The following is a 26,613-nucleotide window of genomic DNA, read 5'->3' on the forward strand; positions in this document are numbered from 1 at the left end:
CCTCGAATCAAAATGAACTTAGGACCTAGTTGAGCTAGGAACCGACAGTATCTTATATAGAATAGGAGAAGGAGATGAGTTCAGGTAAAATTGCTCAGGTTATCGGACCCGTTGTAGACGTCTTGTTTGCAGCTGGGGAAACACTTCCTGAGATTAACAATGCACTTGTCGTCTACAAAAATGACGAAAGAAAAACAAAAATCGTCCTTGAAGTAGCCTTGGAGTTGGGTGATGGTATGATCCGTACTATCGCCATGGAATCAACAGATGGTTTGACTCGTGGAATGGAAGTATTGGACACAGGCCGTCCAATCTCCGTTCCAGTAGGTAAAGAAACTTTGGGACGTGTCTTCAACGTTTTGGGAGATACCATTGACTTGGATGCTCCTTTCGCTGAAGACGCTGAGCGTCAGCCAATTCATAAAAAAGCTCCAACTTTTGATGAATTGTCTACCTCATCTGAAATTTTGGAAACAGGGATCAAGGTTATTGACCTTCTTGCCCCTTATCTAAAAGGTGGTAAAGTTGGACTTTTCGGTGGTGCCGGAGTTGGTAAAACTGTCTTGATTCAAGAATTGATTCACAACATTGCTCAAGAACATGGTGGTATTTCAGTATTTACCGGTGTTGGAGAACGTACTCGTGAGGGGAACGACCTTTACTGGGAAATGAAAGAATCAGGCGTTATCGAGAAAACCGCAATGGTATTTGGTCAGATGAATGAACCACCAGGAGCACGTATGCGTGTTGCCCTTACTGGTTTGACAATCGCTGAATACTTCCGTGATGTAGAAGGTCAAGACGTTCTTCTCTTCATTGACAACATTTTCCGTTTCACACAAGCTGGTTCAGAAGTATCTGCCCTTTTGGGTCGTATGCCATCAGCCGTTGGTTACCAACCAACACTTGCTACGGAAATGGGTCAATTGCAAGAACGTATCACTTCAACCAAGAAGGGTTCTGTAACCTCTATCCAGGCTATCTACGTGCCAGCGGATGACTATACTGACCCAGCGCCAGCGACAGCCTTCGCTCACTTGGATTCAACGACTAACTTGGAACGTAAGTTGGTACAGTTGGGTATCTACCCAGCCGTTGACCCTCTAGCTTCAAGCTCACGTGCCTTGGCACCTGAAATCGTTGGTGAGGAGCACTATGCAGTTGCTGCTGAAGTCAAACGTGTCCTTCAACGTTACCATGAATTGCAAGATATCATTGCCATCCTTGGTATGGATGAGCTTTCTGATGAAGAAAAGACCTTGGTTGCGCGTGCTCGTCGTATCCAGTTCTTCTTGTCACAAAACTTCAACGTTGCGGAGCAATTTACTGGCCAACCTGGTTCTTATGTACCAGTAGCAGAAACAGTTCGTGGTTTTAAGGAAATCCTTGATGGTAAACATGACCACTTGCCAGAAGATGCCTTCCGTGGAGTTGGTTCAATCGAAGACGTCATTGCTAAGGCAGAGAAAATGGGATTTTAAGAGGTGATCTATGGCTCAGTTAACTGTCCAGATCGTGACACCAGATGGCCTCGTCTATGATCACCATGCCAGCTTTGTATCGGTACGAACTCTGGATGGTGAGATGGGGATCTTGCCACGACATGAAAATATGATTGCGGTTTTAGCGGTTGATGAAGTAAAGGTAAAACGAATCGATGATGATACTCATGTGAACTGGATTGCAGTGAACGGAGGGATTATCGAGATTGCCAATGACATCATTACCATCGTAGCAGACTCAGCAGAGCGTGCTCGTGATATCGATGTCAGCCGTGCTGAACGTGCTAAACTTCGCGCCGAACGTGAAATTGAAGAAGCTCAAGACAAGCACTTAATTGACCAAGAACGACGCGCTAAGATTGCTCTTCAACGTGCCATTAACCGTATTAATGTCGGAAATAAACTATAATCAAAAAATGAACTTGAGATTCAAGTTCATTTTTTGATTATCTTAGTTCGCAAAGTGGATGCAGACTGCTTCTGGGACATGGAAATCGTTAGAAAGTTCTGCAAGACGACCACTTTCAGGATTACGCTTAAAGACGGTTGCGTTATCAGAATCTTGATGAACAGCAATGAGAAACTCTTGATCAGGAGTTAGGTCGAAATCACGTGGATTTTGTCCATGTGTTGGTACTATCTCTAATAATTCCAGACTGCCATCAGCGAGGATTGTATAGACTGCAATGGAATCATGACCTCGGTTGGATGCATAAAGGTATTTCCCATCTTTTGAAAGACGAATGGCTGCAGTAGCATTGAATCTCTCATAGCCGTCTGGTAAGGTTGAAATGACTTGCATGCGTTCAAATTCACCAACCCCATCATAAATCAAGACTTCAATGGTACTATTTAGTTCGCAAATGAGATAGGCAATCTTATAGTGGTGGTGGAAAACGATGTGGCGAGCCCCTGCTCCAGCTTGGCTGTGATAGGTGGAGAGTTTACTTAGTCTTCCTTCTGGGCTGACATCATAGGTCGTTACTTCGTCCGTACCGAGGTCACATGTGACGAGATACTGGTCAGGTGTTAGATTCGTAAAGTGAACATGTGGGGAAGTTTGGTTTTCATGAGGACCATGTCCACTATGCTGATCCAGATCCGTTTGGATGAGACTACCATCTGCTTGGCGCTGATAAACCAGAACTTGACCTTTGTGGTAGTTGGCTCCATAAACAAGACTACGCTTTTCATCCACTGCCACATAGCAATGTGGAGCGCCTTCTTCAACCACATGATTTAGCAAAGTACCATCGGTCTTGTAAGCAGCGATTCCACCCAAGCCATTCTGGCTCCCTACGGTGTATATGTGTTGCTGTTGGTCAAAGGCAAGGTAGGTCGGACTTGGTTCAGCAGCAAAGAGTTCAAGATTTGCAAGCTGGCCTGTTTCTGTATCAAAATCTGCCTTGTAAATCCCTTTAGATGAGCGACGAGTATAAGTTCCAAAATAAACAGTTTCTTTCATGTCCATACCTCTTAATAATGATAAGTTCATTATACCACAAAATGACAGTCAGGAAGTGTTCGTTTAATCTATGTAAGCACTTTAATAAGAGTTATTTTAGATTAAAAATGGTATAATGAAATAATGACAGAAAGGATGTATTTATGGAACATAAAGAGAAACATTTTAGCCTATCTTGGTTTTTTAAGTGGTTTTTAGATAATAAAGCCATCACTGTATTTTTAGTAACCTTGTTACTGGGGCTAAACATTTTCATTCTAAGTAAGATTAGTTTTATATTTTTACCCGTTTTAGACTTTCTTGGGGTTGTCATGTTACCAGTTATTCTATCTGGTTTACTTTATTACCTCCTCAATCCGATTGTTGACTGGATGGAGAAGCACAAGATCAATCGTGTCCTTGCCATTAGTATTGTTTTTGTCATTATTGGACTTTTTATCCTTTGGGGTCTGGCAGTCGCTATTCCAAATTTCCAACGCCAAGTCTTAAATTTTGCAAAGAATGTGCCGACTTATCTTAAGGATGCTGATATGGTTATCAATGACCTTGTAACCAAACGCTTGCCAGATGATTTTAGACCGCAGTTGGAGCAGGTTCTTGCAAATGTTTCTACAGAAGCAACGATATGGGCCAGCAAAATTTCTTCTCAAGCCGTTAACTGGGTCAGCGCCTTTATCAGTAGCGTTTCTCAGGTGATTGTAGCGGTCATTATCGTACCATTCATGCTCTTTTATCTTTTGAGAGATGGAAAAGGCTTGCGTGATTACTTGACCAAATTCATCCCAACCAAGTTAAAAGAACCTGTGGGTGAAATCCTATCAGATGTCAATAAACAGCTATCAAACTATGTTAGAGGACAAGTTACAGTAGCTATTATTGTAGCTATCATGTTTATTATCTTCTTTAAGATTATCGGTTTACGCTACGCTGTCACTCTAGGTGTAACGGCTGGTATTCTAAATCTAGTCCCTTATCTAGGTAGTTTCCTCGCCATGCTGCCTGCCCTTGTTTTAGGTTTAATCGCAGGCCCTGTGATGCTTTTGAAAGTAATTATTGTCTTTATTGTTGAACAAACGATTGAAGGTCGCTTCGTATCTCCGCTCATTTTAGGTAGTCAGCTAAACATCCATCCGATCAATGTCCTCTTTGTTCTCCTAACTTCAGGTTCTATGTTTGGTATTTGGGGAGTCTTGCTGGGAATTCCTGTCTATGCTTCTGCCAAGGTCGTTATCTCGGCTATCTTTAACTGGTATAAAAAAGTCAGCGGTTTGTATGAAGAAGAAGGGGAGGAAATCAAGAGTGAACAATAGTCAACGCATGCTCCAGGCTTTGGATGACCAAGATTTAAACAAAGCAGATCAGTATTTTCGCAAAGCCCTCGAAACAGATTCAAGTGGAGTTCTCTATGAACTAGCAAGCTATCTTGAGGGAATTGGCTTTTATCCTCAAGCAAAAGAAATTTACCAAAATATTGTTACAGAATTTCCAGAGGTGAATCTGAACTTAGCAAGTATTGCTAGCGAGGATGGCAATGTTGAGGAAGCATTTGCTTACCTTGAGGAAATCACACCTGAAAGTGACTGGTATGTATCGGCTTTGGCCTTGAAGGCAGACCTCTATCAGTTGGAGGGATTGACAGATGTAGCGCGTGAAAAGTTACTGGAAGCCCTAAACTACTCAGACGATCCCTTATTAGTTTTTGGTTTGGCTGAGTTGGATAGCGAGTTAGGGAATTATCAGGAAGCCATTCAGGGATATGCTCAATTAGAGAATCGCTCCATCTATGAACAAACGGGTGTCTCAACCTATCAGCGAATCGGCTACGCTTATGCCCAGTTAGGCAAGTTTGAAGCTGCTACAGAGTTTTTAGAAAAAGCCTTGGAACTAGAATACGATGACCAAACTGCCTTTGAACTGGCTAGTCTTTACTTTGACCAAGAAGAGTATCAAAAATCAACTCTCTACTTTAAGCAGATTGATACCATTTCGCCAGATTTTGAAGGATATGAGTATGGTTATAGTCAAGCCTTGCACAAGGAACATCAGATAGAAGAAGCTCTCCGTATCGCTAAACAGGGGTTGGAGAAAAATCCATTTGAAACTCGGCTCTTACTAGCTGCTTCACAGTTTTCGTATGAATTACATGATGCTAGTGCTGCAGAGCATTTTCTCCTTATTGCCAAAGAAGATGCAGAAGATACGGAAGAGATTCTCCTTCGTCTCGCAACCATTTATATGGAACAAGAGCGGTTTGAGGATATTATCGCTCTCCAAAGTCAAGAACCTGAAAACGTCCTGACCAAGTGGATGATTGCACGTTCTTACCAGGAAATCGAGGATTTAGATAAGGCTTATGAGCTCTATCAAGAACTGTCGTCTGACCTCAAGGACAATCCAGAGTTTCTGGAGCAATATACTTATCTCTTGCGTGAATTGGGGTATTTTGAAGAAGCTAAGACTCAAGCAGAGGCATATTTAAAACTGATTCCAGATGATGTTCAGATGCAAGAACTGCTAGAAACACTTTAAAAATATCCTATAAAGCAAAACTGTATCTAGTCATTTTGATGGATACGGTTTTTTATTTTCAAAAAGAAACAGAATTTTTTTGCAATAACCCTTGCTAAATTGTTTATTTATGCTATAATAGGAACAATTATTTTTAGGAGGTGCAGTATGTCTTATTTGTTTGAGATATTACCGAGTTTATTGAGCGGTGCAAGCATGACTTTACAGGTTTTTGTACTGGTCTTGATTTTTTCTATTCCCTTGGGCGTTTTGATTGCCTTTGCCTTGCAAGTCCATTGGAAGCTCCTCCATTATCTGATCAACATTTATATCTGGATCATGCGGGGAACACCCTTGCTCTTGCAATTGATCTTTATCTATTATGTGCTCCCAAATATTGGGATTCGTTTGGATCGCCTTCCTGCGGCTATTATTGCCTTTGTTTTGAATTATGCAGCTTACTTTGCTGAAATCTTCCGTGGGGGGATTGATACTATTCCTAAGGGTCAATATGAGGCTGCTAAGGTCTTGAAGTTTAGCCCTTTTGCCACAGTGCGCTATATTATCTTACCACAGGTGACCAAAATTGTTCTTCCTAGTGTATTTAATGAAGTCATGAGTTTGGTCAAGGATACTTCTTTGGTCTATGCCTTAGGTATTTCAGATTTGATTTTGGCTAGTCGTACAGCAGCCAACCGTGATGCTAGTCTGATTCCTATGTTCTTGGCAGGAGCAATTTACTTGATTTTGATTGGTATTGTGACTATCCTTGCCAAAAAAGTTGAGAAGAAGTACAGTTACTATAGATAGGAGGATTGCTATGTTAGAATTACGAAACATCAACAAGGCCTTTGGTGGCAAACAAATCTTAACTAATTTCAGCCTATCAATTCCTGAAAAGCAAATCCTGGCAATCGTAGGTCCATCAGGAGGCGGAAAAACAACCTTGTTGCGTATGTTAGCTGGACTGGAAACTATCGATTCTGGAGAAATCTACTATAACGGTGAATCTCTAGCTTTAGACGAACTAGAAAAGCGCAACCTACTAGGATTTGTCTTCCAAGATTTTCAACTTTTCCCTCATTTATCAGTTCTGGACAATTTGACTCTATCGCCTGTGAAAACTATGGGAATGAAGCAGGAAGAGGCTGAGAAGAAGGCGCGTGGACTCTTGGAACAGTTAGGACTAGCAGGGCACGCAGATGCTTATCCCTTCTCACTATCAGGTGGGCAAAAGCAGCGAGTGGCTTTGGCGCGTGCTATGATGATTGACCCAGAAATCATTGGCTACGATGAACCAACTTCTGCTCTGGATCCAGAATTACGCTTGGAAGTGGAAAAACTGATTTTGCAAAATAGGGAACTTGGGATGACGCAAATTGTGGTTACTCACGATTTACAATTCGCTGAAAATATTGCAGATGTATTATTAAAAGTAGAGCCTAAATAGGGGGAAAAATGATGAAAAAATTGATGCTTGTATTAGTCAGTCTAATGACTGCTTTGTTCTTAGTAGCTTGTGGGAAAAATTCTAGTGAAACTAGTGGAGATAATTGGTCTAAGTACGAGTCTAACAAGTCTATTACTATTGGGTTTGATAGTACTTTTGTTCCAATGGGATTTGCTCAGAAAGATGGTTCCTATGCAGGATTTGATATTGATTTAGCTACAGCTGTTTTTGAAAAATACGGAATTACGGTAAATTGGCAACCGATTGATTGGGATTTGAAAGAAGCTGAATTGACAAAAGGAACGATTGATCTGATTTGGAATGGCTATTCAGCTACAGACGAACGTCGTGAAAAGGTAGCATTCAGTAACTCATATATGAAGAATGAGCAGGTATTGGTTACTAAGAAATCGTCAGGTATCACGACTGTAAAAGATATGACTGGAAAGACTTTGGGAGCTCAAGCTGGTTCATCTGGTTATGCGGACTTTGAAGGAAAGCCAGCGATTTTGAAGGATATTGTCGCTAATAATGAAGCGAATCAATACCAAACTTTTAATGAAGCCTTGATTGATTTGAAAAACGATCGAATTGACGGCCTATTGATTGATCGTGTCTATGCAAACTATTATTTAGAAGCAGAAGGCGTTTTAAACGATTATAATGTCTTTACAGTTGGACTAGAAACAGAAGCTTTTGCAGTTGGAGCACGTAAGGAAGATACAACTCTGGTTAATAAGATAAATGAAGGATTTTCTAGTCTTTACAAGGATGGTAAGTTCCAAGAAATTAGTCAAAAATGGTTTGGAGAAGATGTAGCCACCAGTCAAGTTAAAAATCAAGAATAAGAAAAGAGATTGAGTTTTTCCTCAGTCTCTTTTTGTATCGAAAAATCCTCTGGAAAGTACCAGAGGATAAGAGCTTATTTCATTGTCGGGAAAAGCAATACATCACGGATAGTGGTTGTATCAGTGAGGAGCATGCAGAGACGGTCGATACCGATACCCAAACCACCTGTTGGTGGCATACCATATTCAAGGGCTTCGATGTAATCGTAGTCGATGCCTGTTGCCTCGTCGTCACCAAGTTCTTTAGCTTTAGCTTGAGCTTCAAAACGGCTAAGCTGATCGATTGGGTCGTTCAACTCGGTAAAGGCATTACCATATTCCTTGGTCATGATGAAGAGCTCGAAACGGTCAGTAAAGCGTTCGTCTTCAGGATTTTTCTTAGCGAGCGGTGAGACAGCTACTGGATGACCATAGACAAAGGTTGGTTGGATCAAGGTTTCTTCAACGTACTCTTCAAAGAAAGCGTTGATGATGTGACCAACTTCAGTGTAGTGTTTTTCAACTGGAACTTTCTTCTCAGCAGCGATAGCTTTAGCTTCTTCGAAAGTCATATCTTGCCAGAAATCAACACCAGTAATTTCCTTGATAGCATCCACCATATGAACACGTTTAAACGGTTCATTGATCTTAATTTCAGTTCCTTGATAGTTTACTGGGCCATCACCTTTGACTGATTTAGCAGCGTGCTGGATAATACCCTCCGTCAAGTCCATGATATCTTGGAAGTCAGCATAAGCTTGATAAACTTCGATAGAAGTGAATTCAGGGTTGTGAGTAGCGTCCATTCCTTCGTTACGGAAGATACGGCCAATCTCGTAAACACGTTCCATACCACCAACGATAAGACGTTTCAAGTGAAGCTCAGTCGCGATACGAAGTACCATGTCGATGTTTTGTGCATTGTGGTGAGTGATAAATGGACGAGCAGCTGCACCACCAGCTTCGTTGTGAAGGACAGGTGTTTCCACTTCAAGGAAACCTTTTTGATCAAGATAACGACGGATTTCAGAGATGATTTTTGAACGAGTGACAAAACGCTCAAAGCTTTCACGATTAGAGATCAAGTCTAGGTAACGTTTACGATAGATGGTTTCAACGTCTGTCAAACCGTGGAATTTCTCAGGAAGAGGACGAAGCGCTTTAGACAAGTGCGTGATGTGTGTGGCCTTGATAGAGAGTTCTCCCATATCTGTACGCATAACTTCACCTTCGACACCGAGGAAGTCTCCTAGGTCAGCTTTTTTGAAGATTTCATAGTTTTCTTCACCAACTTCGTCTTTACGAACGTAAATCTGAATTTGACCTTCACGATCTTGGAGATGGGCGAAGCCGACTTTCCCTTTACCACGTTTAGTAACTAAACGTCCAGCGATAGTAGCATTTTCGTTTAATTCATGTAATTGTTCTTTATCGAGTTCTGCAAATTTGTCTTTTAGTTCTTGTGAGTTAGCAGTACGTTCAAAACGTTTTCCGAAGGGATCGATTCCCTGCTCACGGAGCGCAGCCATTTTTTCACGGCGAACGATCTGCTGGTCATTTAGTTCTTCCATATGTTCTGTTGACATGGGATCCTCCTAGTTTTACTCAAAATTGAATACGATGAGTCATTTTTTACGATACTCCCATTTTATCATAAATAGCAGAGAAATTCACGGATATTCTTTGAAAACTAAAAAGAACTTGACTATTAAGATCAAGTTCCATTATTTTCTTTGATAGGAAGTGTCATTCCATCTTTCTAGAGTGAAGTTTTCAAAATCCTCGGTTTCTAAAATTGTAAGACTGGCATTGGCCAAGCCTCCATCTTTGCGAAGGTGAGCCTCTTTATAACCTAAAAGTGTTCGAAGGCTAGCAGTCAGATTTGCCCCATGACCGACGATTAGAATGTTTTCAGTCGGACTTTCTTTCAGAGATTTGATAAATTGAATAGTACGCTGGGTCGTAGAGTAGAGGGATTCCGCTTCAAACATCTTCGTATCAAACTGAGCCAGATTGGAGCGAAAGGCCTTGATTTGTTGTGGATAGATGGCATTGAGCGTTGCGATTTTTAAACCTTCAAGTTTTCCAAGTTGCCATTCGCGTAGGTCTGGAATACTTTCTAAAGGACAGGGTGTCTGGAGTTGACTTTGGATAATTTCAGCAGATTTGACCGCTCTGGGTAAATCACTTGAATATATCTTATCAAAAGGTATTTCCTTGAGATACTGGCCAAGTTGTTTTAGGGTGTCAATGGATTCCGGAAGAAGGGGTGAGTCGCCACTAGCACCTTGAAAACGTCCTTCAAGATTCCAGAGGGTGCGACCATGACGAACAAAATAGAGTTTCATTACTTACTTTCCTCCAAAATATCTGCAAAATCCGCTTTTACAAAGCTGGCCAAGTCTCGAGGGCGTACGATGATACTGTGCCCGACTTCCCCAGCAGAGACGATCAATTCGTCCAAATCCAAGGCAGTCTGATCAATAAAAATTGGATAATTGTGTTTCTGACGAATACCGACAGGATTATTGGCTCCGTGAATATAACCAGTTGTTTTTTCTAGGTCTTTTTGAGGAATCATACTCACTTTTTTATTGCCAGAAACCTTTGCTAGTTTTTTCTCGGCGAGATGTTCTGTTATGGGAACAATTCCAATAATTGGTCCTGTTTTGTCTCCCAAAAGAGCCAAGGTTTTAAAGATATGTGTTCGATCATATTCCGAAGGAAGTTCACCCTCAAGCGCGTTGATCTGAATACCAGTATGGTCAATACCTGCCTTGGTTAAGATTTGTTCGACCAAGGTTTTTTTAATCTTGACTTTCTTTGCCATTATTTATACTTATCCTCCAATTGACTCATCCAGATACCAAGCCAGATACCAAGCGCAAAGAAGAAGGCAACGAGAACATAGCTCACAATAGAAAGTCCAGTATATTGGATACTTTCAGCATTTCCAGCATTTGGGATCAAAATTAAGAGAGTACTTGAAAGAACAATGCCAATGATAAAGTGATAAACACGAGAGTGATAGTTGTTCAAGGCGTGGTCCATTAATTTTGAAAAGATAATGAGGGTTGCTCCTGCACCAATGCCGATAGGAAGGAAAGTACCAAATAAATCAAAGGTTTTAAAACCAGTCAGCATAGGAGCGTACAGTCCCAAAATCAAAAGTAGATTTGACGGACTTAAACCAGGTACCAAGACACCAAGAGCTAAAAGAACACCTGCCAAGATGAAGTTTGCAAAACTAGCACTGAGTGAACCTACGACAAAATTGAGCGCGTAAAGACCCAAGCCTGAAAGGATAAAGGTAGTCCAGAACCAGACTAGGTCAACCTTATCACGGTCAGATTCTCGAGTAGATTCTTTAAGGAGGCTAGGAACTGTACCGATGATAGCTCCAGCAAAGCTCCACAAAACATAGACTTGGTAATTTTCTAGCAAATACTCGATCGGATAGGAAAACAAACCAATCCCTAGCAACATCCCGATAGCTACTGGGATAAAGTAAAGGACATTCTCTTTAAAATCCTTAAAGGGATGAGCCAGAAAGCCAATCATTCGCTCGTAAATTCCCAAAATAGCTGCTAAAACACCGCCAGAAATTCCTGGTAGGATAAACCCTAATGCAATGACGATTCCTTTAATAACTCGTGCAATCCATGAAAACATAATAAAATCCTCAATTTCATAAAATTCTTCTCTATGCTATCAATTATAACACAGACAGGGAGAAAATGAAAAAACAAGTGAAAAAGTTTGTTATTTTCACTTGTCTTATGGTCTCAAAAATAATTTTCTGAAGGTTTCTTCCTTCTCTTTAGCAGTAGAAATCAAATTGATGTCCAAATGATGTTCAAATCCTGCAATTCTTCCTTTAGATGTGTACTGGTGGAGATCGTAGTCCAGATCAGTATTTGGCTTCGTTTCAAAATAACCAGAGTCCGTTCCATAGGAAGGGATCCAAATAGCAGTGAACTTTTCTGTATTGATACTATGCTCTTGCATGAAGTAAACCCCAACATAGATGCCGATATTTTTAGCGCCTAAAGATTCCAGTTTGGCGCGAAAGGCCTCAACACCTTCATTCATATCAGACATTGTTTTTTCTTCAACATCTAACCAGTAGTAGCTAGGATTATAGGGAGAAGCAGCGTTGTAGAAGACTTCAGCAGCCTTCTCCATATCTTCTTTGCTTTTTCCAGCAACGTAAGCATAAACACCCACAGGGACATTGCGTTTTTGAAATTCTGCTATGTGATTTTTATAGGCTTTATCGACACCATTGATAAAGGCAGCATTATTTGTTTCAGTATGCTGAGCCCCATTGTGCACGCGAACGATAACACCAGAAATGTTTTGAGATAAGGTATCGTAGTTGATCTCCTCAGGTCTTTGCCAACCAGAGACGTCGATAATGGGTTTGTCAAGATTATGCAAGGCTTGTGTTTCAACTTGAAGAGCATTTGGTTTTGTTTTGATAGGATGATCCTCAAAACTTGGTCTATTGAGGAGTAAAATCGCTATGAAAATTCCAAATAAACTCAAAATAATAGCTGGATGAATTTGTCTTCTCATATTTATTTAGTTTATCGTAAAAATTTAAAAAAATCAAAGGAAACAGTCTAGAAATGTAGACAAGTAGGGGAGATTTTCAGGAAAGCACCTGTTTGTTTGTTCTTTAAAAGTAAAATTATGGTATAATATAAGGGAATTTTTACAGAAAAGAGAATAGTATGTCAAATTATGCCATTATTTTAGCAGCGGGTAAGGGTACTCGCATGAAATCAGATCTTCCTAAGGTACTTCATAAAGTAGCAGGAATTTCGATGTTGGAACACGTTTTTCGTAGTGTTGGTGCTATTCAACCTGAAAAGACAGTTACCGTAGTTGGACACAAGGCAGAGTTAGTTGAGCGAGTCTTGGCTGGGCAGACAGACTTTGTTACCCAGTCAGAACAGTTAGGAACAGGTCATGCTGTCATGATGGCAGAGCCAATCCTCCAGAATTGCTCTGGTCACACCTTGGTTATCGCTGGGGATACACCTCTAATTACAGGTGAAAGCTTGAAAAATCTCTTGGATTTCCATATCAATCACAAAAATGTGGCGACGATTTTAACAGCTGAAGCAGCAGATCCTTTTGGGTATGGTCGTATCGTTCGTAACGATAATGCTGAAGTTCTTCGCATTGTCGAGCAAAAGGATGCGACTGATTTTGAAAAACAAATCAAGGAAATCAATACTGGAACTTACGTATTTGACAATGAACGTCTTTTTGAAGCTCTCAAAAGCATCAACACTAACAATGCTCAAGGTGAGTATTATATTACAGATGTAATTGGTATTTTCCGTAATGCGGGTGAGAAGGTTGGTGCCTATACTCTTAAGGACTTTGATGAAAGCCTTGGAGTAAATGACCGTGTAGCTCTTGCTACTGCGGAAGCAGTGATGCGCCGCCGTATCAATCAAAAACATATGGTCAATGGTGTCAGCTTTGTTAATCCAGAAGCGACTTACATTGACATTGATGTTGAGATTGCTCCTGAAGTTCAAATCGAAGCCAACGTTACCTTAAAAGGTCAAACGAAGATTGGTGCGGAGACTATTTTAACAAATGGAACTTATATCGTGGATAGCACCATTGGGGCTGGAGCTGTGATTACGAATTCCATGATTGAGGAAAGTACGGTTGCAGACGGTGTGACAGTCGGTCCCTATGCCCACATTCGTCCAGGTTCAAGCCTAGCTGCCCAAGTTCACATTGGAAACTTTGTTGAAGTAAAAGGGTCGTCCATCGGTGAAAATACCAAGGCTGGTCATTTGACCTATATCGGAAATTGTGAAGTCGGTAGCCATGTTAACTTCGGTGCAGGAACCATTACAGTAAACTATGACGGGAAAAACAAATATAAGACTGTGATTGGTAACAATGTCTTTGTTGGCTCAAACTCAACCATTATTGCTCCAGTTGAATTAGGTGACAATTCTCTCGTTGGAGCTGGTTCAACCATTACCAAGAATGTTCCTGCAGATGCCATTGCTATCGGTCGTGGACGACAAGTTAACAAAGACGAGTACGCAACACGCTTACCTCATCATCCGAAGAACCAGTAGGAGTTTGTCATGGAATTTGAAGAAAAAACGATTAGTCGGAAGGAAATCTATCAAGGTCCTATTTTCAAACTAGTACAAGACCAGGTGGAACTACCAGAAGGAAAGGGAACTGCCCAACGTGACTTGATTTTTCACAATGGGGCTGTTTGTGTACTAGCTGTGACAGCCGAGGACAAAATCGTTCTCGTTAAGCAATATCGAAAAGCTATCGAGGCGGTTTCTTATGAGATTCCTGCTGGTAAACTAGAACTTGGTGAAAATGCTGATCCAATGGCAGCGGCACTTCGTGAATTGGAAGAAGAAGTTGCCTACACTGGTAAGTTAGAACTGTTGTACGATTTCTATTCTGCGATTGGATTTTGTAATGAAAAACTAAAACTCTACCTTGCTAGTGATTTGGTCAAGGTGGAAAATCCTCGCCCACAAGATGATGATGAAACCTTGGAAGTCTTAGAAGTAAGTCTAGAGGAAGCCAAGAACCTGATCCAGTCAGGTCATATCTGTGATGCCAAGACCATTATGGCGATTCAGCACTGGGAACTACAAAAGAAATAGAGGAGAAACCCATGGGAAAACCTTTATTAACAGATGAGATGATTGAACGTGCCAACCGCGGTGAGAAAATATCAGGGCCACCTCTTCAAGATGATGAGGAAACAAAGATCCTACCAACGTCTTCACAACATTTTGGTTATTCACGTTCTACAGACCACGGTTTTAGTCAAGATACACTTACAATCGAAGTAGAGCCAACGATTCATAAGAGCCGCCGCATTGAGAACACTAAGAGAAATGTCTTCAACTCAAAACTCAACCGAGTCTTGTTTGTGGTGATTTTACTTTTGATTTTGCTTGTTTTGGCAATGAAACTCTTGTAATTGAAAGGAAATGAAATGAAAATTGGAATCATTGCTGCCATGCCAGAAGAGCTTGTATATCTGACTCAGAATTTGGACAAAGCTCAAGAAGTTCAGGTCTTAGGAAATACCTACTATACTGGCACTATTGGCAAGACAGAAGTTGTTCTAGTTCAGAGTGGGATTGGGAAGGTCATGTCGGCTATGAGTGTAGCGGTGTTAGCTGATCATTTCCAAGTAGAAGCCATTATTAATACAGGATCAGCAGGTGCTCTTGCAGAAGGGATTGCTGTTGGAGATGTAGTGATTGCGGATAAACTTGTCTACCATGATGTGGACGTGACTGCTTTTGGCTATGCTTATGGTCAGATGGCTGGTCAACCCCTTTACTTTAATTCAGATAAGGAGTTTATCACTAGGATTCAAGAAAGTTTATCTCAAGTAGAACAGATCTGGCACCTAGGCTTGATTGCTACAGGGGACAGTTTTATAGCTGGAGAAGATAAGATTGCTAGTATCAAGTCCCACTTTCCAGATGTTTTAGCAGTTGAAATGGAAGGGGCGGCCATTGCTCAGGCGGCTCAGGCTCTTGACCTACCTTTCCTCGTCATTCGTGCTATGAGTGACAATGCCAATCACGAAGCCTCTATCTCTTTTGATGAGTTTATTATCGAAGCTGGGCGTCGTTCGGCCCAAGTCTTACTAGCCTTTTTAAAGGCCTTGAATTAAGCGGAAATTTGACAGTTTATCTAGCTTATGATAAGATTTAAATAAAGAAAAGCTAGAAAACGTTTCAGAGGATATTATGAGTATTGAAATGACCGTCAGCGAGATTGCAGAGGTCTTAGGACTATCTCGTCAGGCAATCAACAATCGTGTTAAAGAACTTCCCGAAGAGGACACGAAAAAAAATGACAAAGGTGTAACAGTAGTTACTCGAAGTGGCTTAATCAAGCTAGAAGAAATCTATAAAAAAACGATTTTTGAAGATGAACCAGTCAGTGATGATGTCAAACAACGCGAACTGATGGAAATCTTGGTCGATGAGAAAAATGCTGAAATTCTTCGTTTGTACGAGCAACTCAAGGCCAAGGACCAGCAACTGGCAGAAAAAGATGAGCAGATGCGCATCAAAGACCGCCAGATTGCAGAAAAGGACAAACAATTGGACCAACAGCAACAGTTAACTCTTCAAGCTATGAAGGATCAAGAAAGCTTGAAACTCGAGTTGGACCAAGCAAAAGAAGAAGTCCAAGCAACCAAAAAAGGCTTTTTTGCTCGCCTGTTTGGAGGAAAATAAAGAAGCTGTTTGGGTTATTCACTAACCTAATAGCTTCTTTTCTTATTATAGTTTAAATTGAGTCGGAATTGAGGTAAAAGATGGAAAAATTAAGAGATTATATCGCCTTTGACTTAGAATTCAATCAACACGAAGGAGTTACCCATTTAATTCAGGTATCAGCAGTTCGTTTTCAAGATGGTCAAGAGATAGGTGCCTTTGATTCTTATGTCCATACCAGCGTGCCTTTAAAGAGTTTTATTAATGGTTTGACAGGAATTACAGCTGAAACCTTGAAAGATGCGCCAAAAGTAGAAAAAGTGTTAAAAGACTTTCAGGCATTTGTCGGCAACTTTCCTATCGTTGGTTACAATGCAGCTAAGAGTGATTTGCCTATTCTCTTGGAGCATGGTATTGATTATCGTGACCAGTATAAGGCCGACCTATATGATGAGGCTTTTGAACGCCGTAGTTCTGACCTACACGGCATAGCCAATCTCAAATTGCAAACTGTGGCAAATTTTTTAGGGTTTAAAGGACAATCGCATAATAGTTTAGAAGATGCCCGTATGACAGCGCATGTTTATGAAGCCTTTTTGGAATCGGATGAAGGAAAACTATTGTTAGAAGAACAAAGTAATCTATCTATGAATCCCTTTGGTGGGCTAGACTTATCTCAATTTCTAGACTAGGAGTGCCTATGAAACCTGAAAAACCTAAAAAACTAGGTTTTAGGAAAATTTACCTCAACCTAGATAAAGTTCTCTTCCTCTTTTTCTTAATTTTCATGATGGTGGAATATCTGTGGTTACCTCTCAATTCTTGGCTTGCTGGTCTTTTACTAAGCCAGACGGGCTATTTGTTTATTTCTTACAATAATATTTTTGCCATTATCACGAGTTCTCCTTTAATCAGTCTGGCCTTTCTCGTCTTGATTGTAATCAATCTTTTGGTGGCCTATTTCCAGATTTGCCTCCTCTTTATTGGGGCGCGTCACCTTCTCTACCACGAAAAGAGAACCTTGATTGAGTACAGTCGCAAAGTTTTCCAGCAAAGTTTTCTGTTCATGAAACGCTTGAGCTTCTGTAAGATGGCTTTTCTATTCTTCTACGTAGCCATGCTCTTTCCTTTCATCAGGAAAATTTTAAAAATTTATTACTTAAATAAAATCGTTATTCCAGACTTTATTGTGACTTATCTGGAAGACAAGTACTGGCTAGTGGGCTTGATGATTTTTGCATCTGCTTGGATTTTGCTCTATGTGTCTGTCCGACTTATGTTTGCCCTTCCGAAGATTCTCTTTGAAAAGAGGACTGTGAGAGAAGGAGTAAAATATAGCCTACAAAAGACAAAAAAACAAGTTCTCTTTTATGCTTGGAACTTGCTACTCATTATTATTAAAACCTATCTCTTTTTCTTCCTTCTCTTGACTCCCTTGCTAATAGGACAGATTGTAATTGACAATTTAACACAGAAAGAATCACTGATTCTTGGAGTTATCAACTTTGTCTTGATAAAAAATATCCACTATATGGCCTTGACCTATTTCCTTGTTAAGTTTGTCTCCTTTTTGACAGGTGAGGAACTGGAGATTATGCCAAGAAGAAAAAAAGACCATTTGATGAGATGGGGAGTTATGGGCTGTGCTAGTATCTTTTTTGCGCTGGAAGGTTATATCTATCTGGAAGCTCCTGTGACAAATACCCCTTTAGTCATTTCACATAGGGGCGTTTCAAATAAAAATGGTGTACAAAACACTGTACAGTCTTTGGAAAAAACAGCGCAACTGAAACCAGATTTGATTGAAATGGATGTGCAGGAGACCAAAGATGGTCAGTTTGTGATGATGCATGACGCCAATCTTAAGAACTTAGCAGGTATCAATGTCAGACCTCAAGACTTGACTTTGGAGGAGTTGACAGGGTTAGATATTTCTGAAAATGGCTATCGAACCAAGATATCTAGTTTTGATGACTATCTCAATCGCGCGAATGAACTTCATCAAAGATTGTTGATTGAAATTAAAACCAGTAAAAAAGATAGTCCACAAATGATGGAACGTTTTCTAGAGAAGTATGGCTCTATTATCAAGCAGTATGGTCATCAGATGCAATCACTAGACTATCATGTGATTGACCAAGTTTTGAAATATGATTCGACTATTCCAGCTTATTTCATCTTGCCTTATAATAGTATTTTCCCAAAAACCAAGGCAACTGGCTATACCATGGAGTATTCAACATTGGATGAATATTTTGTTACTAAACTTTGGTATACGGAACAAAAGCTTTACGTATGGACCATCAATAGCTCTGACGCACTTGATAAATCGTTGCAGTTGTCAGTGGATGGGATGATTACAGATGACACGGAGATGCTACAGGAGACTTTAGCAGCAGCTCAGGAAGATCCAGAATACACCGATCTCCTTTTGAAAAAAGCTACGGAGTTCTTTAATTTCTAACAGAGAAAAAAAGGAGAAGTGAACCTTCCTCCTTTTTCTGTAGGTGATTAGAATGGTAATTTTCCAGCGAAAGCACCTAGTTTTTTCTTAGTCGTTTCGTCGATTTGTTCTAGAGCAGCGTTGATGGCTTGAACGGTCATATCAGACAAGGTTTCTAGATCTTCTGGATCTACAACTGCTGGACTGAAGTCAATACTAACAACTTTCTTATCTCCAGTTAAGGTCGCTTGGACAAGGTCTTGAGCAGATTTTCCAACAAATTGCATAGCAGCGAGTTCTGCTTGACTTTGTTCCATTTGTTTTTGAAGTTTTTGTGCTTGGCGCATCATGTTTTGCATGTTCATCATAGCGATTTACAGTTTCCTTTTCTATTATTCTCCTAACCATTTTATCAATTTTAGGGATAAAAGTCTATTATTAGTTTAAAGCTAAATTTCAAATTCAAGTTAGCCAGCAAGCAGTCTTCTCTGGGAAACTTGTAGTCCAAGCATTTTTTAGGATAGTTATTAATCCAATTTTCGATGAAGGCGACCTCCTTAGGAGTCGTTTTCTTAGTTCCTTTAGGTAACCATCTATGAATGAGCCTATTGTGATTCTCATTAGTTCCCTTTTCCCAAGAGGCATAGGGGTGTGCATAGTAGGTATGCTCCTTAGAAAACACATCAGACAAGCGGCGGAATTCGACTCCATTATCTGCCGTGATGGAAAGAATGTGATGTTGTTTTAAGATGAGTTTTAGAGTCTGATTGACGGACTCAGCGCTTTTATTTGGAATTAATCGAATGATTTGATGTTTGCTCCTTCGATCCGTCAAGACAAGCAAGCAGTGATTTTTCACTCTTGTAAGTAGAACCGTATCAATCTCATAATGCCCATTCTCCAATCGAAGATTGATAGCCTTGGGACGCTGTTCAATGGATTGACCAGCAGGTTTAAAGTTGGGGCTAGCTTGTTTCTTGACAGTTTTTCCTTTTCTAGGATAAAGGAGATTCTGTTTGGTCAATCCCAATTTTCCATGATGAATCCAGTAGTAGATGGATGAAATTCCCACTGTAACGCCCTTAGCCTTGACCATTATTTCAGGAGACAACTTTTGATTATGATAGTGGAGAATCTTTACTGAAAAAGACCTACTATCCAATAGCCAATCCTACTGTACTAGTCCTTTTTTTAGTTTATCTATGGTATAATAGAAGGTAGATTTATCAATTGGAGTATGAAGGATTTTATGATTAAACTTGTAGCAACCGATATGGATGGAACCTTTCTAGATGGAGAGGGGCGGTTTGATATGGAACGCCTTAAAAATTTACTTGTTTCCTACAAAGAAAAGGGGATTTATTTTGCAGTGGCTTCAGGTCGCGGTATCTTGTCGCTGAAAAAGCTGTTTGCGGATGTACGTGATGAAGTGATTTTTATAGCTGAAAATGGGAGCTATGTTGAGTTTCATGGCGAGGATATGTACGAGGCTACCATGTCTCGGGATTTTTACTTGAGCACTTTTGAAGCTTTAAAGAAATCGCCTTATTTTGATGAAAGAAAGATGCTCTTGACTGGGAAAAAAGCTTGTTATGTATTGGATACTGTAGATGAGACCTATCTGATGTTTAGCCGTCACTACAATGAAAACATTCAAAAAGTAGCGAGTTTGGAAGATATCGCGGATGAGATTTTTAAATTCACCACTAACTTTACAGAAGAAACGATAGAAGCTGGAGAGGCCTGGGTCAACGAAAATGTTTCTGGTGTGAAAGCCATGACCACAGGTTTTGAATCCATCGATATTGTCTTGGACTATGTTGATAAGGGTGTGGCTATTGTTGAGTTGGCTAAAAAGCTGGGTATGACCATGGATCAGGTTATGGCGTTTGGCGATAATCTCAATGACCTTCACATGATGCAGGTTGTCGGTCACCCAATCGCTCCTGAAAATGCGCGACCAGAGATTTTAGAATTAGCAGAAACAGTGATTGGCCATCATAAGGACCAATCAGTGATGGCTTATATGGAGGGTTTGTAATGGTAGATATTAAATTGATTGCATTGGATTTGGACGGCACTTTGCTGACTACTGATAAAAGACTGACAGATCGTACCAAGGCGGTCCTCAAGGCTGCGCGTGATCGTGGCATCAAGGTCGTACTGACAACGGGTCGTCCTTTAAAGGCTATGGATTTCTTTCTCCATGAGCTAGGGACTGACGGTCAGGAGGACGAGTACACGATTACCTTTAATGGTGGTCTGGTACAGAAAAACACAGGAGAGATTCTCGATAAAACAGTCTTTTCAATCGATGATGTGGCACGCTTGTACGAGGAAACTGAAAAACTCGGATTACCGTTAGATGCCATTTCAGAAGGAACAGTCTATCAAATCCAGTCTGACCAAGAAAGTCTCTATGCTAAGTTCAATCCAGCCCTGACTTTCGTACCTGTCGCTTTTGAAGATCTATCTAGTCAGATGACATATAATAAATGTGTGACCGCCTTTGCCCAAGAACCTTTGGATGCAGCGATTCAACAGATTTCTCCAGAATTGTTTGACCAATATGAAATCTTCAAATCGCGTGAAATGCTATTGGAATGGTCACCGAAAAACGTCCACAAGGCGACAGGCTTAGCAAAATTAATTAAACACTTGGGCATCGACCAAAGCCAAGTCATGGCTTGTGGTGACGAGGCCAATGACCTTTCTATGATTGAGTGGGCGGGTCTGGGAGTTGCCATGCAAAATGCAGTTCCTGCTGTTAAGGAAGTTGCCAATGTGATTACCCCTATGACCAACGACGAGGAAGCCGTTGCCTGGACTATCGAAGAATACGTGCTAAAGGAGAACTAAAATATGGGATTATTTGACCGTCTATTCGGAAAAAAAGAAGAGCCGAAAATCGAAGATATAGTAAAAGAAGCTCTGGAAAATCTTGATTTGTCAGAAGAGGTTGAAGAAAATCAAACGGCAGTCGAAGAAACAAGTCAGGAAGAGCCAGCAAGGGACAAAGTAGAAGAAACACCTGCTCAAGAAGAAAATTCTCAGGTCTTGACAGAAGAAGTTATTGAACCAGAAGCAGTTGAAGAAACTGCTCAGGAAGAGGTTGAGCTAGAATCTGATGAGCTAGAGCAAAGCCAAGAGACTGAAGAAGTTTTAGAAGAAGAAAGCCAAGAAACTGAAGAGGAACTAGCGTCTGAAGTCATAGAAGAACTTCCTCGGGTTGAAGAAACCGTACAGGAAAAATATGACCGCAGTCTCAAGAAAACACGTACGGGATTCGGTGCGCGTTTGAATGCCTTCTTTGCCAACTTCCGCTCTGTCGATGAAGACTTCTTCGAGGAATTGGAAGAACTGCTCATCATGAGTGACGTCGGTGTTCAGGTCGCTTCAAACTTAACAGAAGAGCTTCGCTATGAAGCTAAATTAGAAAACGCTAAGAAGCCTGACGCACTTCGCCGTGTCATTATCGAGAAATTGGTTGAGCTCTACGAAAAGGATGGCAACTACGATGAACAAATCCATTTCCAAGATGGCTTGACAGTTATGCTCTTTGTTGGTGTTAACGGTGTTGGAAAGACGACCTCTATTGGGAAATTGGCTCATCGTTACAAACAAGCTGGCAAGAAAGTCATGCTGGTTGCGGCGGATACCTTCCGTGCGGGAGCCGTTGCCCAGCTAGCAGAGTGGGGCCGTCGTGTGGATGTTCCCGTTGTGACGGGGCCTGAAAAAGCTGATCCTGCAAGTGTGGTCTTTGATGGGATGGAACGTGCTGTAGCAGAAGGAATTGATATTCTCATGATTGATACAGCAGGTCGTCTGCAAAACAAGGACAACCTCATGGCCGAGTTAGAAAAGATTGGTCGTATTATCAAACGTGTTGTGCCAGAGGCGCCACATGAAACCTTCCTGGCACTCGATGCTTCAACTGGACAAAATGCTTTGGTACAAGCTAAAGAATTTTCTAAAATTACCCCTGTGACAGGAATTGTATTGACTAAGATTGATGGAACTGCCCGTGGTGGTGTCGTTCTGGCTATCCGCGAAGAACTTAATATCCCTGTAAAATTGATTGGTTTCGGTGAAAAAATCGATGATATCGGGGAATTTAACTCAGAAAACTTTATGAAGGGTCTCTTAGAAGGCTTGATTTAATACAAAATAAATATCCTGCAAGTCAATCTTGCAGGATATTTTTGCTATTCTAAACGGCCATCTTCACGATAGGCGATATCTGGCTGCCAAGTCCATTTAGCTCCAAACTTCTCAAGTAAGTCAAAGCTAGCTTGTGGGCCCATACTTCCAGCTTTATAATCGTAAAGTGGAGCACCATTTTCAGCCCAGAGCTTTTCGATACGGTCAATCAATTTCCAAGAAGCACTTACCTCATCCCAGTGGCTAAAATTGGTTGAGTTGTTGTTCAAGACATCGTAGATTAATTTCTCGTATGGATCTGGTGAAGCACCAGTAGCAGTAGCATCTGTACGATAATCTAAAGAGCTTGGCGCCAGGTTAAATTCTTCACCTACTTGTTTACCATTGAGGCTGAGAGAGAATCCTTCTGTTGGCTGGATGTAGATGGTCAAGATATTTGGTGCCAAAGGTTCTCCAAAGATAGAGTCCATTTGCTTAAAGACGATATTGACATGAGTGCCTTTTTCCGTCAGGCGTTTACCAGTACGGAAGAAGAAAGGAACGCCACGGAAGCGATCGCTGTCTACAAAGAAAGCACCAGAGGCAAAGGTTTCTGTTGTAGATTCAGGGTTAACGTTTGGCTCGCTACGGTAGGAAATGTATTTCTTACCATCGATCTTTCCAGAACGGTATTGACCACGGATAAAGTGTTCTTTTAATTCTTCCTCACTTGGTTGGTGGAGATTTTTAAATACTTTAATCTTCTCCGCGCGAATCTCATCTTTTGTAAAACTTGCAGGCTTGTCCATGGCTAGAAGAGATAAAAGCTGGAGAGTGTGGTTTTGAACCATGTCACGGAGGGCACCAGATTCATCATAGTAGCCACCACGTTCCTCAACTCCTAGGCGCTCAGCAAAGGTAATCTGCACATTATCAATGTGCTCACGGTTCCAAACATTTTCAAAGATCATATTGGCAAATCGAACCGCAAAGATACTTTGAATCATTTCTTTCCCCAAGTAATGGTCAATACGGTAGATCTGTTCTTCATCAAATGTTGCTAGAAGATCTTCATTCAGCTTGCTTGCAGTTTCATAGTCTGTACCAAATGGTTTCTCAACGATTAAGCGCTCAAAACCTTTGCCATCAACAATGTTTTCAGATTTGAGGTGCTTGGCAATAGTTCCAAAGAACTGAGGTGCCATAGACAAGAAGAAGAGCTTATTGTGTTCGGCTTGGTATTTTTCATTCAGCTCAGCTTGTAATTGACGCAAAGCAATGTAATGTTCCGTATCATTCACATCATGGCTTTGATAGTAGAAGTGGCTAGCAAATTCTTGGGCTTGCTCGGCACTATCTGCCAAATCAAGGATGGACTCGACAACTACAGATTCAAAATATTCCTTACTCCAAGGTCTACGAGCTGTTCCGATAACAGCAAAATGCTCAGAGAGATTGCCTGATTTATAGAGTCTGAAAAGGGAAGGGTAGAGTTTGCGTTTAGCTAAATCTCCACTCGCACCGAAAATTGTAACAATAACCTTTGATGACATCTAGCTACCTAATTTCTATATTTTTTCCTAGTCGGACTAGGGATGAGATTTCCTCATTTTCATAGTCTTTATTTTATCATAATTTTCAAAAAAATCAAAAAATCCAATACGCAATTAAAAAACCGTAAGGAAAACCTTACAGTTTCGATTTATACGTTTAGGACCTTGTCCAAGAATTCTTTCAGACGAGGGTGTTGAGGGTTGTCAAAGATTTGGTCTGGTGTTCCATCTTCAAGGAATTCTCCGTCAGCTGTGAAGATAACACGGTTGGCTACCTGACGAGCAAATCCCATCTCATGGGTTACGATAATCATGGTCATGCCTTGTTCCGCCAGTTCCTTCATAACATTCAGTACATCTCCGACCATCTCAGGATCAAGAGCGGAAGTTGGCTCATCAAAGAGCATGATATCAGGATTCATGGCTAGTCCACGAGCGATAGCTACACGCTGTTTTTGACCACCTGATAGGCTATCTGGGTTAGCATTAGCTTTGTCTGCAAGACCGACTTTCTCCAGCAACTCCATCCCCAATTTTTCAGCTTCTTCTTTGGTCATTCGTTTGTGTTCAATAGGAGCAAAAGTGATATTCTCTAGGACGGACATGTGAGGGAAGAGGTTGAAGTGTTGGAAGACCATTCCGACGTTTTCGCGAACATGGTCGACATTGGTCGATTTTTCAGTCAAATCATAACCATTTACTGTGATGTGACCACTCGTTACCTCCTCGAGAAGGTTAAGGCTACGGAGGAAAGTGGATTTACCAGAACCAGAAGGACCGATGATACAGACAACATCCCCTTCATAGAATTTAGTAGTAATGCCTTTTAAAACTTCATTTTTTCCATAATACTTATGCAAATCATTTACATCAATTTTTAGTTTTGCCATTAACGAATCCTCTTTTCTAAGCGTTTCGCTAGTCTAGTCAAAAGCGTGATAATTACAAGATAGAAGATAGCAAGGATTGCATACATCTTAAAACTTTGGTAGTTACGAGCGATGATGATCTTACCAGTTTGGAAGAGTTCTACCAGACCGATGGCTGATACGATAGTTGTATCTTTCAATGCAATAACGAACTGGTTGACGAAATTTGGAAGCATTAGTTTAGTTGCTTGTGGCAAGATAATCTTACGCATGGTTTTTCCGTAGGAGATACCAAGACTGCGGCTGGCCTCCATTTGACCAACTGGAACCGCTTGGATACCACCACGAACGATTTCAGAGATATAAGCTGCCGCATTGAGTGAGAGGGCAATAGTACCAGCAACAAAGTCATTGATTGGACTTTGTTGGCCTGTAATCGACTCGATAAAGTTTGGAATCCCCCAGAAGATGAAAGCGGCAAGAATCATCAATGGAATACCTCGAATCACATCCACAAAAATCTCTGAAATGACTCTGAGTGATTTGTATGGACTAACGCTGAACATACCAAAGATAATCCCAATCACAATGGCAATCGCAAACGAGATAAGGGCTAAAGCGAGAGTGATTCCGAGTCCGCTAAGGAGTTGCTTGTAGTTGTTTTGAAGCAAGCCCCAGATAGTAGTTTCGTCAACTGTACTTGTAGAAGTAGTTGCTGCTCCGCTAGCCAGATACTTGTCGAGAATTTTTTGAAATTCACCGTTTGCTTTGAGGTTAGCAAGCCCCTTATTGAACATCTGAATCAATTCAGGATTGGTTCCTTTTTTAACAGCAAAGGCTGTTTCGCCGATTGGAGTTCCAGCGATTGGTGTTTTCAATTTTTGCCCTTGACTGATAGAATATTTGAGAACGGGCTCATCATCCATCACGGCATCGATGGCTCCAGTGTTTAGACTGTCATACATAGATGAGCCATCTGAAAAGGTTTTAATTTTGTAGCCGTATTTGCTTTGGTTCTCTGTAAGGAATGTTTGAGAAGCCGTCCCGTTTTTCACACCAACCGTCTTATCCTTGAGATCTTCATAAGAAGCGATAGTACTTGATTCTTTTACACCAAGAATAGTATTAGCAGTGTAGTAGGAATCAGAGAAATCAAATGTAGCTTTACGAGCGTCCGTCACAGACATTCCAGCGATGATACCATCAGCTTGTCCGGCCTGAACAGCACTGATCGCTGCATCAAAGCCTGGGTTGGTAATCTCAATTTCAAAACCTTGATCTTTGGCAATAGCCTTGATCAAGTCCATATCAATACCAGTGTACTCGTTGCTTGAATCTTGAAATACGAAGGGAGCAAAAGATGAATCACTGGCAATAACATACTTAGATTTAACTGTGTCAGCTTTTACTACTCCTAGTGAGAAAATGGGAAATAAAATTAGCAAAAACGCTAGGATTTTTTTCTTCATTTTAAGTCTCCTTTCCGAATATTTTCCCATTATAACAGAAAATATTTCAGAAGGCAAATTTAAAGGTTTTATATGTTAGAAGATATAACATAGATTTACAACCTTGATAAATCCAGAGATAAAGAATCTGGTGGA

Annotated in this window: 27 protein-coding genes and 1 pseudogene; 17 read left to right on the forward strand and 11 right to left on the reverse strand. The window is 40.8% G+C overall.

The genetic code is table 11. The features are described from left to right. The first annotated feature begins 74 nt into the window (after positions 1 to 74). Positions 75 to 1,481, forward strand: coding sequence for a F0F1 ATP synthase subunit beta (gene atpD / locus BLS46_RS01705; protein ID WP_000094368.1), 1,407 nt, complete (start codon positions 75 to 77; stop codon positions 1,479 to 1,481). A gap of 10 nt (positions 1,482 to 1,491) precedes the next feature. Next, the gene (locus BLS46_RS01710; protein WP_093585147.1) at positions 1,492 to 1,911 is read left to right on the forward strand and encodes a F0F1 ATP synthase subunit epsilon; all 420 of its coding nucleotides are present in this window, start codon (positions 1,492 to 1,494) and stop codon (positions 1,909 to 1,911) included. Between the two features lie 42 nt (positions 1,912 to 1,953). On the opposite strand, the gene BLS46_RS01715 is transcribed toward BLS46_RS01710, so the two are convergent. Continuing rightward, a complete protein-coding gene (locus BLS46_RS01715; RefSeq protein ID WP_093585150.1) occupies positions 1,954 to 2,967 on the reverse strand; it encodes a lactonase family protein in 1,014 nt (337 codons plus the stop codon). Positions 2,968 to 3,110: 143 nt separating this feature from the next. Between BLS46_RS01715 and BLS46_RS01720 the strand changes: the two genes are divergently transcribed. The 5 genes from BLS46_RS01720 (at position 3,111) to BLS46_RS01740 (ending at position 7,773) form a co-directional block, all read left to right on the forward strand. Further along, a complete protein-coding gene (locus BLS46_RS01720) occupies positions 3,111 to 4,277 on the forward strand; it encodes an AI-2E family transporter (protein WP_093585153.1) in 1,167 nt (388 codons plus the stop codon). Further along, on the forward strand, positions 4,267 to 5,496 hold the full coding sequence (locus BLS46_RS01725; protein WP_180364033.1) for a tetratricopeptide repeat protein: 1,230 nt from the start codon (positions 4,267 to 4,269) through the stop codon (positions 5,494 to 5,496). Before BLS46_RS01720 ends, BLS46_RS01725 begins: the two co-directional genes overlap by 11 nt. A 147-nt stretch (positions 5,497 to 5,643) precedes the next feature. Continuing rightward, positions 5,644 to 6,285 carry an amino acid ABC transporter permease gene (locus tag BLS46_RS01730; RefSeq protein ID WP_000120844.1) on the forward strand — a complete coding sequence of 214 codons (642 nt, stop codon included), beginning with the start codon at positions 5,644 to 5,646 and terminating at the stop codon, positions 6,283 to 6,285. Positions 6,286 to 6,295: 10 nt separating this feature from the next. Continuing rightward, a complete protein-coding gene (locus tag BLS46_RS01735) occupies positions 6,296 to 6,925 on the forward strand; it encodes an amino acid ABC transporter ATP-binding protein (RefSeq protein WP_000891749.1) in 630 nt (209 codons plus the stop codon). An 11-nt stretch (positions 6,926 to 6,936) separates the two neighbouring features. Beyond that, complete coding sequence (locus BLS46_RS01740; protein ID WP_093585156.1) at positions 6,937 to 7,773, forward strand: amino acid ABC transporter substrate-binding protein; 837 nt, start codon at positions 6,937 to 6,939, stop codon at positions 7,771 to 7,773. Between the two features lie 74 nt (positions 7,774 to 7,847). Here BLS46_RS01740 and lysS read toward each other — a convergent pair whose 3' ends face one another. The 5 genes from lysS to BLS46_RS01765 all read right to left on the reverse strand — a co-directional run bounded on the left by lysS (position 7,848) and on the right by BLS46_RS01765 (position 12,330). After that, a complete protein-coding gene (lysS, locus tag BLS46_RS01745; protein WP_093585159.1) occupies positions 7,848 to 9,338 on the reverse strand; it encodes a lysine--tRNA ligase in 1,491 nt (496 codons plus the stop codon). Positions 9,339 to 9,476: 138 nt separating this feature from the next. Next, the gene (locus BLS46_RS01750) at positions 9,477 to 10,100 is read right to left on the reverse strand and encodes a histidine phosphatase family protein (RefSeq protein WP_093585162.1); all 624 of its coding nucleotides are present in this window, start codon (positions 10,098 to 10,100) and stop codon (positions 9,477 to 9,479) included. Further along, complete coding sequence (locus tag BLS46_RS01755; RefSeq protein WP_093585165.1) at positions 10,100 to 10,582, reverse strand: aminoacyl-tRNA deacylase; 483 nt, start codon at positions 10,580 to 10,582, stop codon at positions 10,100 to 10,102. Before BLS46_RS01755 ends, BLS46_RS01750 begins: the two co-directional genes overlap by 1 nt. Beyond that, positions 10,582 to 11,424, reverse strand: a complete 843-nt coding sequence (locus BLS46_RS01760) for a DUF368 domain-containing protein (protein WP_093585168.1) — start codon at positions 11,422 to 11,424, stop codon at positions 10,582 to 10,584. The genes BLS46_RS01755 and BLS46_RS01760 overlap by 1 nt, the downstream gene beginning before the upstream one ends. Before the next feature lie 105 nt (positions 11,425 to 11,529). Next, positions 11,530 to 12,330 carry a glycoside hydrolase family 25 protein gene (locus BLS46_RS01765; RefSeq protein WP_093585171.1) on the reverse strand — a complete coding sequence of 267 codons (801 nt, stop codon included), beginning with the start codon at positions 12,328 to 12,330 and terminating at the stop codon, positions 11,530 to 11,532. A 158-nt stretch (positions 12,331 to 12,488) separates the two neighbouring features. Here BLS46_RS01765 and glmU point away from each other — a divergent pair, with 158 nt between their 5' ends. The 7 genes from glmU (at position 12,489) to BLS46_RS01800 (ending at position 18,468) form a co-directional block, all read left to right on the forward strand. Beyond that, positions 12,489 to 13,868: a bifunctional UDP-N-acetylglucosamine diphosphorylase/glucosamine-1-phosphate N-acetyltransferase GlmU gene (gene glmU, locus BLS46_RS01770; RefSeq protein ID WP_093585174.1), complete on the forward strand. Its 1,380-nt coding sequence runs from the start codon at positions 12,489 to 12,491 to the stop codon at positions 13,866 to 13,868. A 9-nt stretch (positions 13,869 to 13,877) separates the two neighbouring features. Continuing rightward, the gene (locus BLS46_RS01775) at positions 13,878 to 14,423 is read left to right on the forward strand and encodes an NUDIX hydrolase (RefSeq protein ID WP_093585177.1); all 546 of its coding nucleotides are present in this window, start codon (positions 13,878 to 13,880) and stop codon (positions 14,421 to 14,423) included. A gap of 11 nt (positions 14,424 to 14,434) precedes the next feature. After that, positions 14,435 to 14,746, forward strand: coding sequence for a cell wall synthase accessory phosphoprotein MacP (gene macP, locus BLS46_RS01780; RefSeq protein ID WP_093585181.1), 312 nt, complete (start codon positions 14,435 to 14,437; stop codon positions 14,744 to 14,746). Between the two features lie 15 nt (positions 14,747 to 14,761). Next, positions 14,762 to 15,454, forward strand: coding sequence for a 5'-methylthioadenosine/adenosylhomocysteine nucleosidase (locus tag BLS46_RS01785; protein WP_093585184.1), 693 nt, complete (start codon positions 14,762 to 14,764; stop codon positions 15,452 to 15,454). 76 nt (positions 15,455 to 15,530) lie between these two features. After that, positions 15,531 to 16,025 carry a chromosome segregation protein RocS gene (gene rocS / locus BLS46_RS01790; protein ID WP_000021247.1) on the forward strand — a complete coding sequence of 165 codons (495 nt, stop codon included), beginning with the start codon at positions 15,531 to 15,533 and terminating at the stop codon, positions 16,023 to 16,025. 80 nt (positions 16,026 to 16,105) lie between these two features. Continuing rightward, a complete protein-coding gene (locus BLS46_RS01795; protein WP_093585187.1) occupies positions 16,106 to 16,696 on the forward strand; it encodes a 3'-5' exonuclease in 591 nt (196 codons plus the stop codon). Between the two features lie 8 nt (positions 16,697 to 16,704). Beyond that, on the forward strand, positions 16,705 to 18,468 hold the full coding sequence (locus BLS46_RS01800) for a glycerophosphoryl diester phosphodiesterase membrane domain-containing protein (protein WP_093585191.1): 1,764 nt from the start codon (positions 16,705 to 16,707) through the stop codon (positions 18,466 to 18,468). 47 nt (positions 18,469 to 18,515) lie between these two features. On the opposite strand, the gene BLS46_RS01805 is transcribed toward BLS46_RS01800, so the two are convergent. Further along, positions 18,516 to 18,815, reverse strand: a complete 300-nt coding sequence (locus BLS46_RS01805; protein WP_000981527.1) for a YbaB/EbfC family nucleoid-associated protein — start codon at positions 18,813 to 18,815, stop codon at positions 18,516 to 18,518. A gap of 50 nt (positions 18,816 to 18,865) precedes the next feature. After that, positions 18,866 to 19,588 (reverse strand): annotated as a pseudogene (locus BLS46_RS01810) (IS30 family transposase); the annotation flags it as partial. 108 nt (positions 19,589 to 19,696) lie between these two features. Here BLS46_RS01810 and BLS46_RS01815 point away from each other — a divergent pair. From BLS46_RS01815 to ftsY, 3 genes are read left to right on the forward strand one after another with little or no spacing between them, the layout of a single operon-like run. Further along, positions 19,697 to 20,488 carry a Cof-type HAD-IIB family hydrolase gene (locus BLS46_RS01815; protein ID WP_093585822.1) on the forward strand — a complete coding sequence of 264 codons (792 nt, stop codon included), beginning with the start codon at positions 19,697 to 19,699 and terminating at the stop codon, positions 20,486 to 20,488. After that, on the forward strand, positions 20,488 to 21,306 hold the full coding sequence (locus BLS46_RS01820; RefSeq protein WP_093585194.1) for a Cof-type HAD-IIB family hydrolase: 819 nt from the start codon (positions 20,488 to 20,490) through the stop codon (positions 21,304 to 21,306). The genes BLS46_RS01815 and BLS46_RS01820 overlap by 1 nt, the downstream gene beginning before the upstream one ends. Before the next feature lie 3 nt (positions 21,307 to 21,309). Beyond that, complete coding sequence (ftsY, locus tag BLS46_RS01825) at positions 21,310 to 22,608, forward strand: signal recognition particle-docking protein FtsY (RefSeq protein ID WP_093585197.1); 1,299 nt, start codon at positions 21,310 to 21,312, stop codon at positions 22,606 to 22,608. A gap of 44 nt (positions 22,609 to 22,652) precedes the next feature. On the opposite strand, the gene zwf is transcribed toward ftsY, so the two are convergent. The 3 genes from zwf to BLS46_RS01840 form a co-directional block, all read right to left on the reverse strand. Beyond that, entirely contained in the window at positions 22,653 to 24,140 is a 1,488-nt protein-coding gene (gene zwf / locus BLS46_RS01830; protein WP_093585200.1) for a glucose-6-phosphate dehydrogenase, read from the reverse strand. Positions 24,141 to 24,289: 149 nt separating this feature from the next. Continuing rightward, on the reverse strand, positions 24,290 to 25,030 hold the full coding sequence (locus tag BLS46_RS01835; RefSeq protein WP_001096337.1) for an amino acid ABC transporter ATP-binding protein: 741 nt from the start codon (positions 25,028 to 25,030) through the stop codon (positions 24,290 to 24,292). Continuing rightward, the gene (locus BLS46_RS01840; RefSeq protein WP_093585202.1) at positions 25,030 to 26,478 is read right to left on the reverse strand and encodes an amino acid ABC transporter substrate-binding protein/permease; all 1,449 of its coding nucleotides are present in this window, start codon (positions 26,476 to 26,478) and stop codon (positions 25,030 to 25,032) included. Before BLS46_RS01840 ends, BLS46_RS01835 begins: the two co-directional genes overlap by 1 nt. Positions 26,479 to 26,613 lie beyond the last annotated feature (135 nt).

It is taken from the genome of Streptococcus sp. NLAE-zl-C503, from assembly GCF_900104285.1.
Taxonomy (GTDB): domain Bacteria; phylum Bacillota; class Bacilli; order Lactobacillales; family Streptococcaceae; genus Streptococcus.

Excerpts from the sequence above, each read along its gene's own strand:
- atpD (WP_000094368.1), top strand. The coding sequence starts at position 75 with ATGAGTTCAGGTAAAATTGCTCAGGTTATCGGACCCGTTGTAGACGTC.
- BLS46_RS01710 (WP_093585147.1), top strand. The coding sequence starts at position 1,492 with ATGGCTCAGTTAACTGTCCAGATCGTGACACCAGATGGCCTCGTCTAT.
- BLS46_RS01715 (WP_093585150.1), bottom strand. The coding sequence starts at position 2,967 with ATGAAAGAAACTGTTTATTTTGGAACTTATACTCGTCGCTCATCTAAA.
- BLS46_RS01720 (WP_093585153.1), top strand. The coding sequence starts at position 3,111 with ATGGAACATAAAGAGAAACATTTTAGCCTATCTTGGTTTTTTAAGTGG.
- BLS46_RS01730 (WP_000120844.1), top strand. The coding sequence starts at position 5,644 with ATGTCTTATTTGTTTGAGATATTACCGAGTTTATTGAGCGGTGCAAGC.
- BLS46_RS01735 (WP_000891749.1), top strand. The coding sequence starts at position 6,296 with ATGTTAGAATTACGAAACATCAACAAGGCCTTTGGTGGCAAACAAATC.
- BLS46_RS01740 (WP_093585156.1), top strand. The coding sequence starts at position 6,937 with ATGAAAAAATTGATGCTTGTATTAGTCAGTCTAATGACTGCTTTGTTC.
- lysS (WP_093585159.1), bottom strand. The coding sequence starts at position 9,338 with ATGTCAACAGAACATATGGAAGAACTAAATGACCAGCAGATCGTTCGC.
- BLS46_RS01750 (WP_093585162.1), bottom strand. The coding sequence starts at position 10,100 with ATGAAACTCTATTTTGTTCGTCATGGTCGCACCCTCTGGAATCTTGAA.
- BLS46_RS01755 (WP_093585165.1), bottom strand. The coding sequence starts at position 10,582 with ATGGCAAAGAAAGTCAAGATTAAAAAAACCTTGGTCGAACAAATCTTA.
- BLS46_RS01760 (WP_093585168.1), bottom strand. The coding sequence starts at position 11,424 with ATGTTTTCATGGATTGCACGAGTTATTAAAGGAATCGTCATTGCATTA.
- BLS46_RS01765 (WP_093585171.1), bottom strand. The coding sequence starts at position 12,330 with ATGAGAAGACAAATTCATCCAGCTATTATTTTGAGTTTATTTGGAATT.
- glmU (WP_093585174.1), top strand. The coding sequence starts at position 12,489 with ATGTCAAATTATGCCATTATTTTAGCAGCGGGTAAGGGTACTCGCATG.
- BLS46_RS01775 (WP_093585177.1), top strand. The coding sequence starts at position 13,878 with ATGGAATTTGAAGAAAAAACGATTAGTCGGAAGGAAATCTATCAAGGT.
- macP (WP_093585181.1), top strand. The coding sequence starts at position 14,435 with ATGGGAAAACCTTTATTAACAGATGAGATGATTGAACGTGCCAACCGC.
- BLS46_RS01785 (WP_093585184.1), top strand. The coding sequence starts at position 14,762 with ATGAAAATTGGAATCATTGCTGCCATGCCAGAAGAGCTTGTATATCTG.
- rocS (WP_000021247.1), top strand. The coding sequence starts at position 15,531 with ATGAGTATTGAAATGACCGTCAGCGAGATTGCAGAGGTCTTAGGACTA.
- BLS46_RS01795 (WP_093585187.1), top strand. The coding sequence starts at position 16,106 with ATGGAAAAATTAAGAGATTATATCGCCTTTGACTTAGAATTCAATCAA.
- BLS46_RS01800 (WP_093585191.1), top strand. The coding sequence starts at position 16,705 with ATGAAACCTGAAAAACCTAAAAAACTAGGTTTTAGGAAAATTTACCTC.
- BLS46_RS01805 (WP_000981527.1), bottom strand. The coding sequence starts at position 18,815 with ATGATGAACATGCAAAACATGATGCGCCAAGCACAAAAACTTCAAAAA.
- BLS46_RS01815 (WP_093585822.1), top strand. The coding sequence starts at position 19,697 with ATGATTAAACTTGTAGCAACCGATATGGATGGAACCTTTCTAGATGGA.
- BLS46_RS01820 (WP_093585194.1), top strand. The coding sequence starts at position 20,488 with ATGGTAGATATTAAATTGATTGCATTGGATTTGGACGGCACTTTGCTG.
- ftsY (WP_093585197.1), top strand. The coding sequence starts at position 21,310 with ATGGGATTATTTGACCGTCTATTCGGAAAAAAAGAAGAGCCGAAAATC.
- zwf (WP_093585200.1), bottom strand. The coding sequence starts at position 24,140 with ATGTCATCAAAGGTTATTGTTACAATTTTCGGTGCGAGTGGAGATTTA.
- BLS46_RS01835 (WP_001096337.1), bottom strand. The coding sequence starts at position 25,030 with ATGGCAAAACTAAAAATTGATGTAAATGATTTGCATAAGTATTATGGA.
- BLS46_RS01840 (WP_093585202.1), bottom strand. The coding sequence starts at position 26,478 with ATGAAGAAAAAAATCCTAGCGTTTTTGCTAATTTTATTTCCCATTTTC.